Raw genomic sequence first — 11,427 nt, forward strand, 5'->3', positions numbered from 1 at the left:
CTGATCTGTTTGGGCACTGAAGGTAGTGATCACCCCGATGGCAACGTTCATCGCGGGGCAAGGCAAGAAGGCGAGGAGCGCGGTCAGTCTCCTGTCGTTAAAAAGGGAAGCCAGGGGCTTCCCTTTTTTTATGCTCGGGTTTCATGTGCGGGCTTTATGCGCGAGTGTCGTGCTCGCTCTGTGCCAGACCTGACCTTATTTCTCGTCTGTGGTCGGCGAATCCTGCGCCGTCTCTGTCGCATGCTCTTCTGCCTCGGCCGGGGCCGGCGCCGGTGCTGTCGCAGACGGGCGCATGCCGAGTGACTGACCCATGCTGACCTTCTGGCCCGGTGTCAGGGCGTCATCGAACTCGACGCTGTCCGGGAAGCACATCACCACGGTGGAGCCGAGCTGGAAACGGCCCATCTCGGCGCCATGTGCCAGCTCGATGAGCTGATCGAAACGGGTCGTCTCGACATCACCGGAAAGCGGCGTGACCTGACCGCTCCAGACGGTCTTGATCGCCGCGACGATCATCGCGCCCACCAGCACCATGGCCATCGGACCATGCTCGGTCTCGAAGATGCACACCAGGCGCTCGTTGCGGGCGAAGAGGCCCGGCACGTGCTTGGCGGTGGCTTCGTTGACCGAGAACAGGCGTCCCGGGACGTAAGCCATCTCGACCAGACGACCGGCCACCGGCATATGGACGCGATGGTAGTCCTTCGGTGACAGATAGACGGTGGCGAAGCGACCGTTGCGGAAGGGCGCGGCGCGCTCTTCACTGCCACCCAGCAGCTGGGTCAGTGAGAACGCCTGACCCTTGGCCTGTACCAGGGTGCCGTGGTCGATGTTGCCGAACTGGGACAGTACGCCATCGGCCGGTGACACCAGGCCTTCACCGATGGGGCGGGCGTCCGCCTTCAGGGCGCGGGTGAAGAAGTCATTGAAGCAGGCGTAGGCCCGCGGATTCTCCTCGAGCGCCTCGTTCATGTTGACGCCGTAGGCCTTGATGAAACGCTCGATGAAGGTGTTCTTGACCCACGGATTGGTGCAGGCGGCGACACGGCCGATGAGGCGTGAGATCAGGTGCTGGGGCAGTGGGTACTGGCTCAGGGAAAACAGCTTGGCGCGATCCACGATGGCGATCCTTGCAGGCACTTTCAGGAATGAAAAGCCCGCTCCTCGAGAGGGCGGGCGTTGGCCGGCAACAGCGGCGGCCAGCAGTTGGGCTGCACCTTAGCCCATCGTCAATAACGGCTCAAGCCTGCGAATTGCCGCAGCCGTGGGCCTGGTGACAGTTGCCAGGCAGGCCACGCGTGTCATCCCGGCATGGCCTGCCTTGGCGTGCTGGCGTTCGATAGGCCCGTCTCAGGCTGCCGTCTGGAGCCTTCAGTCTGTTATCAGGAGCCTTCAGCCCATTATCAGTCGTCAGCGTTCGATGGGCGTGTCGTCACGGTTGCCCCATTCCTTCCAGGAGCCCGGATAGGCGCGCACATCGCTGAAGCCCAGCGCCTGACCCACCAGCCAGGTCAGGCCGGAGCGGTGATGGCTCTGGCAGTGCGTCACGATGTGCTGTTCGGGGTTGAGGCCGCGAGCGCCCAGTTCGGTCACCAGCTCCGCATAGTCGCGGATACGCAGGTTGCGCTCACGGTCCATGGCCTCGGTCCACTCGAAATGCACGGCGCCGGGGATATGGCCGAGGCGGGCGTTCTGGCCCTTCTCGCCGCGATACTCTTCCGCGGAGCGTGCATCCCAGACCACGACGCTTTCCTGCGGGTCCTCGGCCGCCAGTCGATCGAGAATGTCTTCCCGCGTCGCCATCACGCTGGTGTCCATGTAGGCGGCGTGATACTCGCTGGGGCTCCAGTCGCTGGCGGTGTCACTCAGCGGCAGGCCATCGCCTTGCCATGCGTGCAGGCCACCATTGAGGTAGCTATAGCGGGTATGGCCGAGCAGCGCCAGGGTCCACAGCAGGCGTCCGGCCCAACCGCCGCCTTCATCGTCATAGGCCACCACATGGCTGTCGCGGGTGATGCCAAGGGCTGACATCACGCCAGACAGTGCCTCGGGGCTCGGCACGCCGGGAATGTCGTCGTCATTGCTGCCGACCAGCTGCTTGAAGTCGAGCAGGCGAGCGCCGGGCACGTGACGCGCATGGCTTTCGGCTTTCAGCGGCACGTCGACGATCACGATATCAGGATGGTCGAGCATCTCCGCGAGCTGCTGCGGTTCGACGATCAAGGGCAGCAGGTCGGCTTCCGAGGGGGAAGGGTGTGAAGAATCGTGAGACATGGCGTAATCCTTGCTTCTACGAATAGAGTGATCCTTCCGGCATCATGGCACGTCGGCTGGCACTGTGGTCAAGTCACTGCGATCAAGTGACTGCGGCGAGGCGAAGTGTCACCGCGCCAGATTCCTTGCCATCTTGTCCCCTGAAACGACATGTTTTCAGTATAATGCCGCGCGTCACATTCCGGGGCGAACGTGTGAATGCCCAGTGCGCACGCATAACGGCACAGACGTGGACGACGCGTGTGCCAGCAGGGCACAGTGCGCGCCATGACCTGACCTTCTGGACAGCCTTCTGGACAGGCTTCTGATCTGCTGGCGAGGCCAGCCAGTAGCCCCAGCAGCCAGTAGATCCAGTAGGTCTTGTCGAAAGAAGCGGTTGTTTCAGTGCAGCGGGCCTGAGGCGAATGCCACATTCTGGCCCTCGGGAACACCCTCTTCACGGCCCCAGGCAATACACTGTCTGTCGCCAGTGGCGCTGCTGCACTCTTCGAGTGCGGTACGGGCGCTCAATGTGTGTCATTTCGGTGCAGCGTGTCGGCGACTCGTCGACGCTGAGCTGCTACTCAATCGCTTCATCCTGAACGGGAGTCATCATCTTGCTCGAGCGCCTATTCTCACTGCGTGCCGAAGGCACCACGACGCGCACGGAAGTGCTGGCGGGCATCGCCACCTTCATGGCGTCGATGTACATCATCGTGGTCAATCCCGGCATCCTGTCAGCCGCCGGCGTGCCATTCAGTGCCGCCCTCACGGCGACCGTGCTGGTCAGCTTCTTCGGCAGCCTGATGATGGGCCTGTACGCGCGCAACCCGATCCTGGTCGCGCCGGGCATGGGCATCAATGCCCTGTTCGCCTACACCATGGTGCTGGGCGGCGGCATGAGCTGGGAGGTCGCGTTGGGCTGCGTGTTCTGGGCCGGCGTCATCTTCGCGGTACTGGCCCTGTTCAACGTGCGCCGCCTGGTGATCGATGCGATTCCCGCTCAGCTTCGCTACGCCATCGCCTGTGGTATCGGCCTGTTCATCACCTTGATCGGTCTGGTGAATGCCAAGCTGATCGTCTCCAATCCGGTCACCGTGGTCAGTGTCGCGCCGATGACGCCCTCGCTGGTGGTCTTCCTGCTGGGGCTGGCGCTGACCGCCATCCTTGTCGCGAAGCGCATCCACGGCGCACTGATCATCGGCATCATCGTCACGACCCTGATGGCGACCACCATCGGGCGTCTGTGGGGGGATGGCAGCGCCTACTTCCCGCCGGAGATCGCTCAGCCGACGCTGGTCAACTTCACCGGTATCTTCGCTGCGCCTGATTTCAGCGGCCTGCTGGCGCTGGACCTGCTCGGTTCGCTCAAGGTGGCCTATGCGCCGTTCATCTTCGTCATCCTGTTCACGGTGTTCTTCGATGCGCTCTCGACCTTCATGGCGGTGGCCGAGGCGGGCAATCTGAAGGACGAGAATGGTGACCCGCGCAATATCCGTCGCTCGATGATGGTCGATGCCTTCTCGGCGCTGGTATCTGCGCCACTGGGTACCAGCCCGGCAAATGCCTACATCGAATCGGCGGCCGGTATCAGTCAGGGCGGACGCACCGGGCTGGTCGCGGTGGTGGTGGCGCTCTGCTTCCTGCCGTTCCTGTTCCTGGCGCCGTTGCTGTCGCTGGTACCGTCCATCGCGACCGCTCCGGCGCTGATTCTGGTCGGTGTGTTCATGATGGAGCCGATCGGCAAGATCCACTGGCACCAGTTCGATGATGCGATTCCGGCCTTCATCGCCATGGTGATGATTCCGCTGACCTATTCCATCACCCACGGTATCGTGTTCGGTTTCCTGAGCTTCGTGGTCATCAAGCTCGGCGTCGGCAAGGCGCGCGAGATTCGCCCGACCATGTGGGTGCTGTTCGCGCTGTCACTGCTGCTGTTGCTGGAAGGCTAGGCTTCGAAAGCGGCAGTGATGTGTCTCGAGAGCGTCGTGCATGAAAAAGCCCCGCCAGGCAGTGACTGCCTGGCGGGGCTTTTTGTTGACGGCTTTTTTTATAGCGCCTGATCAGCTCTCGGTCAGCGAGAGCAGGATCTTCTTGTAGCTCTCGAAGCGCACGCGGCCGATCTCGCCGTTGTCCACGGCCTGCAGCAGGGCACAGCCCGGCTCCTTCTCATGCTTGCAGTCGCGGAAGCGGCAATAGCCGAGATAGTCGTGGAACTCGCGGAAGCCGTCGGTGACCTGCTCGGGAGTCAGGTGCACCAGGCCGAATTCGCGGATGCCGGGCGAGTCGATCAGGTCACCGCCATCCGGCATGTGATAGAGCCAGGCAGTGGTGGTGGTGTGCATGCCCTGGCGTGATTCGGCCGACAGCGGGCCGACACGAACTTCTTCCCTGGGCAGCAGCATGCCGATCAGGGACGACTTGCCGACGCCACTCTGGCCGACGAAGACCGAGGTGCGGTCGCTGAGCTGGGCCTTGAGGGCATCGAGCCCCGACTCGCCACGCGTGGTACAGGCGACGACTTCGTAGCCGAGCGCTTCATAGCGCGCCAGCAGGTCGCGCAGCTCACCGCCGCTTTCCGGCAGCAGGTCGACCTTGTTGAGCACCAGCACCGGCGTGATGCCGGTGGCTTCCGCGGCGATCAGATAGCGGTCGATCAGGTTGGGCTGCGGGGCGGGTTCGGCGGCGAACACGATCAGGATCTGGTCGATGTTGGCCGCCACCGGCTTGAGCACGCCGCGCATGTCGGGGCGTTCAAGCTCGGTGGTGCGTGCGCCACGCGCGACGACGACGCCGCTGGCATCGCTGGCTTCGCGCCAGATGACCCGGTCACCGGTGACCAGCGTCTCGAGGTTGGCGCGCAGGTGGCAGCGGTGCAGGCTGCCGGATTCGCTTTCGACTTCCAGGCTGCGCCCGAAGTGGGCGATGACACGGCCATGCTGCTCCGGGCCATATTCGCCGGCGTCGAGCTTGTCACGGTCCTGCGTCTCGCGCTTCTCGGCGCGCTTGGTACGCTCGGCCTGCACCTTCTCGATTCGCCATTGCTGCTGGCGGCTTAGCTTGCGTTTACTCATGCTTGGCTGGTGACTCCGGTCGCCGTTCGTTCGCCAGGGATGGGAGAGTCTTCCCCCCTTTGCGGCGCGATTGTACCCTTTGCGCCCTCGGGTGTCGTGCGACGCCCCGGGATGGCGTGTGATACTGCTGTCATCGACTGGCGTCCCGCGCCATTCCATCATCTGCTCAGCAAGGAGTGACCTATGGCAAATCCCACCGCGCAGGCCGACCGCCTCATCTGGATCGACCTGGAAATGACCGGTCTCGACCCAGCGCGTGAGCGCATCATCGAGGTGGCCACGCTGGTCACCGACGGCGACCTCAACCTGATCGCCGAAGGCCCGGTGTTGGCCGTGCATCAGCCGGACAGCCTGCTGGAGGCGATGGATGAGTGGAATACGCGCACCCATGGTGAATCCGGGCTGGTGAAACGCGTCAAGGAAAGTCAGATAGATACCGCCGAAGCCGAACGCCAGACCCTCGAGTTCCTGGCCCGGCACGTGGCGGCAGGCGCCTCGCCGATGTGTGGCAACAGCGTGCATCAGGACCGCCGCTTCCTGCAGCACGAGATGCCGTTGCTGGAAGAATTCTTCCACTACCGCAACATCGATGTCTCGACCCTCAAGGAGCTGGCCAAACGCTGGAACCCGGCCGCGCTCGACGGCTTCAAGAAGCGTGCGACCCACCAGGCGATGGACGATATCCGCGAATCCCTGGCGGAGCTTGCGCATTACCGCAAGACCTTCCTCAAGCTGACCCAGCAGGGCATCGTCTAAGCATCGTTCCTCAACTGAAAGCGATAGCCCTGGAGGCAACGGCTCTCAAAGCGCGGTGGCCAGACGGGCGCCGCGCTTGATGGCCTGCTCCTTCAGCGCCCAGCGCACATGCTCGCGCAGTGGCTCGCTGGGGTAGGCCAGACGGGCGCGCAGCACATGCTCGACCTGCTCCGACCAGGGCGCGTTGCCCAGCCCGATGGCGATGTTGGAGAGCCACTTCTCGTAGCCGATGCGTCGAATCGGGCTGCCTTCCGTCTTGCTGAGGAATTCCTGCTCCCCCCAGCAGAACAGGCGGATCAGCTCGATGCGATCCAGATCATGGCGCGGCGAGAAGTCAGTCTCCTGAGTCGCCTTGGCGAAGCGCGTGAAGGGGCAGAACAGCTGACAGTCATCGCAGCCGTAGATGCGGTTGCCCATCGGGCGACGGAATTCCTCGGGGATGGCGCCATCGAGCTCGATGGTCAGGTACGAGATGCAGCGCCGCGCATCGACGACCTTGTCCTCGACGATGGCATCCGTCGGGCAGGCGGCCTTGCAGGCGTTGCAGCTGCCGCAGTGTTCCTTTTCAAAGGGGGCGTCCACCGGCAGGGGCAGGTCGGTGTAGAGTTCGCCCAGAAAGAACAGGCAGCCGGCCTGCTGATTCATCAGCATGGCGTTCTTGCCGAACCAGCCGATGCCGGCCTTCTGTGCCAGGGCGCGCTCCATCACCGGGGCGGAGTCGACGAAGGCGCGATAGCCGAACTTGCCGACTTCCTTCTCGATCTGCTTGGCCAGATTGGCCAGTCGCTTGCGCATCAGCTTGTGGTAATCACGCCCCAGCGCGTAGCGTGACACATAGGCGCGCTCAGGTTGACTGAGCACCTGAGTGGTCTCGACCTCAGGCGGCAGGTAATCGAGGCGCACGCTGATGACGCGCAGTGTCCCGGGCACCAGCTCCTCAGGACGAGTGCGCTTGGTGCCGTGCTTGGCCATGAAGTTCATCTCGCCGTGATGGCCGTTGGCCAGCCAGCGCTCCAGATAGGCCTCGTGGGCCGAGAGGTCGACATCGGTGATGCCGACCTGCTGAAAACCCAGCTCGCGCCCCCATGTCTTGATGCGCGTTGCCAGTTCCGCCATGGCCTGTTCATCGGCGGCGGGGCTCCCGGTGTCGGCAGGTGAAGCGGCGGCGGTGGATGAGTGCGGAGCAGACATGGGTGTTCCAGCGAGATCGAGGGCAGAGGCGCGCCACCTTAGCGCAACTTGCCGGTCAGCCCAAGCGTGCTGCCTGACGGCGTGAGCACGGCAGGTAAAGTGCAGTAGAAAGGAAGGTGGCATGCAGCGCCATGCCTCACGATAGGCAACGCATATCCAGACAGGCAACGAGCGTCCAGACGGGCAATGGATATCCAGACAAGGAGTGTAGGCATGACAGCGCACGAATCGACCCCTGACCAGACCTGCCCCCCGGCATCTTCGGCAACCATGACGCTGTGGCGTTCGGTCAACTGTCTGTGGCCGTTGGCGGCGCTGCGTGATCTGGAGCATTGGATGCTCGCGGAGGAGACCGTCGCCGCTGACAGTGGCCAGAGCGAGGCGCCGGTGGAGAAGCGCCTGATGGGGCGCGCCGCGCAATCGGCATTCGATCTGCTGCGTCAGCGTTGGCCGGAGGCGCGCAGGCTGTGCGTGCTGTGTGGTGGCGGCAACAATGGCGGTGATGGCTATCTGCTGGCGCGCCTGGCATTGCTGGCGGGCTTCGAGGTGCGAGTCATCGCCTTGACGCCGGAGGATGCCTTGACCGGTGATGCGCAGCTGGCCGCGATCGCGGCGCGCGAGGCTGGTGTCGAGACGCTGGCATGGCCGAAGGCCGATGAGGAGGCGGCGGATGCGCTGCTCAAGGGCTGGCCCTTGCTGGTGGATGCACTGACCGGCATCGGCCTGCGCGATGCCCCGCGCGGCAGCGTGGTCGAAGCCATCGAACGCATCAATCACGCTCATCAGCAGGGCGTGCATGTCATGGCGCTGGATGTGCCCTCAGGCTTGAACGCCGCGACGGGCGCGGTCGCGGGTGTCGCCGTGGAAGCGGATGTGACGCTGACGTTTCTGGTCGACAAGCCGGGCCTGCACACCGGACGCGCCGAGCTGCACGCCGGGCACGTCAGTCTGGCGCGCCTGGGCGCGGCGCGCGTGTTGCCGGAGGTGGTCGCGCAGTCGCGAACCGCGGCCTTGCTGGCAGAGGACGCCGTGCAGCGGCTGACACCGCGCTGGCTGGAGTCCGAGCTGGTGCCGCGCTCGCCGCTGGCCCACAAGGGCGATACCGGCAGTGTGCTGGTCTTCGGCGGCGGGCCGGGGCTGGGGGGCTCGGTGTTGCTGGCCAGTGAGGCAGCGGCGCGGGCCGGCGCCGGCAAGGTCGCGCTGCTGACGGCGCCCGCGCATATCAGCGCCAGCCTGACGCGCTGCCCCGAGGTCATGGCGCGCGGTCTCAAGAGTGGCCCGGAGGGCAGCAGCCATGATGGCTTCGCCGTGCTGGAATCACAGCTGGCACAGGCCAGTGTGACGCTGGTCGGACCGGGCATGGGCACCGAGAGTCTCGGGAGCATGCTGTGGGGCTGGGGCGGCATGTCGCGGGTGCTGGCGGCGGGGCAGCCGCTGGTCGTGGATGCCGATGGCCTGAGCCTGCTGGCCTGGCGCGCGAGCGAAGGCGACATCATCCGTCGCGACGACTGGGTGCTGACGCCGCATCCCGGCGAGGCCGCGCGTTTGCTCGATTGCAGTGTGGCGGATGTCGAACACGACCGGATCGCAGCCGCAAGAGCACTCCAGCAGCGTTTCGGCGGCAGCGTGGTGCTCAAGGGCGCGGGCAGTCTGGTGGCGAGTCCTGCGGGGGTACTTGAGGGGCCGGCGGTGGCGCTCTGCCCCTATGGCAATCCGGGCATGGCCAGTGGCGGCATGGGCGATGTGCTGGGTGGCATCATCGCGGGTCTGGCGGCGCAGGCGCTCAACGGCGGCTTCGATGCACGCCAGCCGCGTTCCTCCCAGGATGAGGCGGTGCAGGCCCGGCGAGTCACGCGCGCCATGGCGCAGGCGGCCAGGCTTGGGGTGCTGGTGCATGCCCTGGCGGCCGACCGGGCGGTACAGGAGCGTGGTGAACGTGGCCTGCTCGCAGGTGATCTGGCATCCTATATGCATTTATTGCTCAATCCACGGGCCCGAGATGCGCATACTTCTGTCTGATGAAAACGCCCAGGTTGCCTTCGGCACTCAATTGGGAAATATCCTTGCCGGCCGCGGGCTGGTGTTCCTGGAGGGCGAGCTGGGGGCGGGCAAGACGACCCTGACCCGCGGCGTGCTGCGCGCCTATGGTCACCAGGGCGCGGTCAAGAGCCCGACCTACACCCTGGTGGAGCCCTACGTGCTGCCACGGGCCGAGGGTGGCGAATGGCACATCAACCACTTCGACCTCTACCGTCTCGCCGACCCTGAAGAGCTCGAGTTCATCGGGGGGCGCGATCTGCTCGCCGCCGACAGCCTGGCGCTGATCGAGTGGCCGAGCTGTGGTCAGGGCTTTCTGCCCACGCCGGATCTGCGCATCACGCTGTTCGTCGCCGACGAAGGACGCGAGGCCGAATTGACTGCCCTGACACCGCGAGGTGAGGGTTGGTTGGCAACACTGGCCGAGCGCCGAACCTCTCAGGCATGATGACGCCGATCCGCTTGCGCTGTCTGGCGGCGCAGTGTCCGATCATTCGTTATCTTCATTCATGTTCTTTCTGTCTGGGTCATCCTGTCTGATGCCTGAAATAGCGTCCAAAATCCCCCGTATGCGTCTGGCGCGCAGCCTCCGTCGCTGGCTGGCGGGTGGCGTCGTCTGCTCGCTTGCCAGTCTGGTGCTGGCGCCGCAGGCGCTGGCCGCCAAGGTCGAGAACCTGCGCCTGTGGACCGCACCGGATCACACGCGGCTGGTGTTCGATCTCGACAGTGCCGCCAAGGCCAAGGTCTTCGGCCTCGACAATCCGCGCCGTCTGGTGATCGACCTTGCCGGCAGCGAAGTGGCCAGTGCCGCGGTCGAGCGCAAGTTCGCCGCGCTGAATCTCGAAGGCAGTGCCATCAAGTCGATCCGCAGCGGACGTCAGGGGGATGCCCTGCGTGTGGTGCTCGACCTGACGCGCCCGGTCAATCCCAAGGACTTCACGCTGGCGCCGAATGCCAAGTACGGCAATCGCCTGGTGGTGGATCTCGAGTTCCCCGGCGAATCGGCGGTCGAGAACCCCATCGACCCCATCGAGGCCCGTATCCGCGAGCAGGAACAGGCCGCGGCCAAGCGCAAGCTGAAGGGCGAGCCGGCGGAACCTGTGGTCAATACCCAGGCGGCGGCACATCCCAAGCGTGACATCATCATCGCGATCGACCCTGGCCACGGCGGGGAAGACCCGGGCGCCAGCGGCCCCAGCGGGACTCGAGAGAAGGATGTGGTGCTCAAGATCGGCAAGCGCCTCAAGCGCATGTTCGATGCCCAGCCCGGCTTCAAGGCCATCCTGACCCGCAATAGCGATTACTACATTCCGCTGCGCAAGCGCACCGAGATCGCGCGTGAGCAGAAGGCAGACTTCTTCGTCTCGATTCACGCCGATGCCTTCAACAGCCCGCGCCCGCACGGCAGCTCGGTCTTTGCGCTCTCAAGCCGCGGCGCGACGTCCGAGACCGCACGCTGGCTGGCCGCCACCGAAAACCGTGCTGACCTGATCGGGGGCGTGGATGGCAATCTCAGCCTGAATGACAAGGATGAGATGCTGCGTGGCGTCTTGCTCGACCTGACCATGACCGCGACGCTCAATGATTCTCTGGCGGCGGGTAGCGGCGTGCTGGCCAACCTCGGGCGCATGAATTCCCTGCACAAGCGTCAGGTGGAGCAAGCGGGCTTCGTGGTGCTCAAGTCGCCGGATATCCCCTCGCTGCTGGTGGAGACGGGCTTCATCTCCAATCCCCAGGAAGAGCGCAACCTCAACAGCGGCCCCTATCAGGAGAAGCTGGCGCGCTCGATCTTCTCGGGAATCCAGAGCCACTTCGAGCGCAATCCGCCGCCCGCGAGTCTGCTGGCATGGCAGCGCAGCCAGGCACGCGGTGGCAATGGCGGCGAATATCGCGTCAAGAGTGGCGATACGCTGTCGGAAGTGGCCCAGCGCCACAACGTGAGCATGGCGGCCCTCAAGCAGGCCAACAACATGAGTGGTGACACGGTGCGCGTGGGCCAGCTGCTCAAGATTCCGCGCAGCTGAACCTGACGTCATGAAGTCGCCCTGACCGCGCCTTGCGTTGGCGGGGCGCAGACACTGTCCGCTGATGCAGTTCCGGCATGCGTTGCTTGCCG

General features: G+C 64.7%; 9 protein-coding genes. 5 read left to right on the forward strand and 4 right to left on the reverse strand.

Annotated elements, in window-relative coordinates:
* Positions 1 to 195: 195 nt before the first annotated feature.
* The gene (asd, locus tag QD280_RS01295) at positions 196 to 1,119 is read right to left on the reverse strand and encodes an archaetidylserine decarboxylase (protein ID WP_279838087.1); all 924 of its coding nucleotides are present in this window, start codon (positions 1,117 to 1,119) and stop codon (positions 196 to 198) included.
* A 291-nt stretch (positions 1,120 to 1,410) separates the two neighbouring features.
* Complete coding sequence (locus tag QD280_RS01300) at positions 1,411 to 2,274, reverse strand: rhodanese-like domain-containing protein (RefSeq protein ID WP_279831148.1); 864 nt, start codon at positions 2,272 to 2,274, stop codon at positions 1,411 to 1,413.
* A 596-nt stretch (positions 2,275 to 2,870) separates the two neighbouring features.
* Between QD280_RS01300 and QD280_RS01305 the strand changes: the two genes are divergently transcribed.
* Positions 2,871 to 4,205 carry an NCS2 family permease gene (locus QD280_RS01305; RefSeq protein ID WP_153635353.1) on the forward strand — a complete coding sequence of 445 codons (1,335 nt, stop codon included), beginning with the start codon at positions 2,871 to 2,873 and terminating at the stop codon, positions 4,203 to 4,205.
* Positions 4,206 to 4,316: 111 nt separating this feature from the next.
* Here QD280_RS01305 and rsgA read toward each other — a convergent pair whose 3' ends face one another.
* Entirely contained in the window at positions 4,317 to 5,327 is a 1,011-nt protein-coding gene (gene rsgA / locus QD280_RS01310; protein ID WP_192837873.1) for a small ribosomal subunit biogenesis GTPase RsgA, read from the reverse strand.
* Between the two features lie 183 nt (positions 5,328 to 5,510).
* Between rsgA and orn the strand changes: the two genes are divergently transcribed.
* Positions 5,511 to 6,083 carry an oligoribonuclease gene (gene orn / locus QD280_RS01315; RefSeq protein WP_107335235.1) on the forward strand — a complete coding sequence of 191 codons (573 nt, stop codon included), beginning with the start codon at positions 5,511 to 5,513 and terminating at the stop codon, positions 6,081 to 6,083.
* Positions 6,084 to 6,128: 45 nt separating this feature from the next.
* On the opposite strand, the gene queG is transcribed toward orn, so the two are convergent.
* Entirely contained in the window at positions 6,129 to 7,199 is a 1,071-nt protein-coding gene (gene queG / locus QD280_RS01320; protein WP_279838382.1) for a tRNA epoxyqueuosine(34) reductase QueG, read from the reverse strand.
* A 288-nt stretch (positions 7,200 to 7,487) separates the two neighbouring features.
* Between queG and QD280_RS01325 the strand changes: the two genes are divergently transcribed.
* The 3 genes from QD280_RS01325 (at position 7,488) to QD280_RS01335 (ending at position 11,335) form a co-directional block, all read left to right on the forward strand.
* Positions 7,488 to 9,293 (forward strand): NAD(P)H-hydrate dehydratase, encoded by a 1,806-nt coding sequence (locus QD280_RS01325; protein WP_279838088.1) that lies wholly within the window; start codon positions 7,488 to 7,490, stop codon positions 9,291 to 9,293.
* On the forward strand, positions 9,274 to 9,759 hold the full coding sequence (gene tsaE / locus QD280_RS01330) for a tRNA (adenosine(37)-N6)-threonylcarbamoyltransferase complex ATPase subunit type 1 TsaE (RefSeq protein ID WP_043335197.1): 486 nt from the start codon (positions 9,274 to 9,276) through the stop codon (positions 9,757 to 9,759). Before QD280_RS01325 ends, tsaE begins: the two co-directional genes overlap by 20 nt.
* 121 nt (positions 9,760 to 9,880) lie before the next feature.
* Positions 9,881 to 11,335: an N-acetylmuramoyl-L-alanine amidase gene (locus QD280_RS01335; RefSeq protein ID WP_279838089.1), complete on the forward strand. Its 1,455-nt coding sequence runs from the start codon at positions 9,881 to 9,883 to the stop codon at positions 11,333 to 11,335.
* Positions 11,336 to 11,427: the final 92 nt, after the last annotated feature.

This window comes from Cobetia sp. 1AS1, from assembly GCF_029846435.1.
In the GTDB taxonomy this organism is placed as follows: Bacteria; Pseudomonadota; Gammaproteobacteria; order Pseudomonadales; family Halomonadaceae; genus Cobetia; species Cobetia amphilecti.

Bases quoted from the DNA above. Each gene is read 5' to 3' on its own strand.
- QD280_RS01300 (WP_279831148.1), bottom strand. From the start codon at position 2,274: ATGTCTCACGATTCTTCACACCCTTCCCCCTCGGAAGCCGACCTGCTG.
- rsgA (WP_192837873.1), bottom strand. From the start codon at position 5,327: ATGAGTAAACGCAAGCTAAGCCGCCAGCAGCAATGGCGAATCGAGAAG.
- orn (WP_107335235.1), top strand. From the start codon at position 5,511: ATGGCAAATCCCACCGCGCAGGCCGACCGCCTCATCTGGATCGACCTG.
- queG (WP_279838382.1), bottom strand. From the start codon at position 7,199: ATGGCGGAACTGGCAACGCGCATCAAGACATGGGGGCGCGAGCTGGGT.
- QD280_RS01325 (WP_279838088.1), top strand. From the start codon at position 7,488: ATGACAGCGCACGAATCGACCCCTGACCAGACCTGCCCCCCGGCATCT.
- tsaE (WP_043335197.1), top strand. From the start codon at position 9,274: ATGCGCATACTTCTGTCTGATGAAAACGCCCAGGTTGCCTTCGGCACT.
- QD280_RS01335 (WP_279838089.1), top strand. From the start codon at position 9,881: ATGCGTCTGGCGCGCAGCCTCCGTCGCTGGCTGGCGGGTGGCGTCGTC.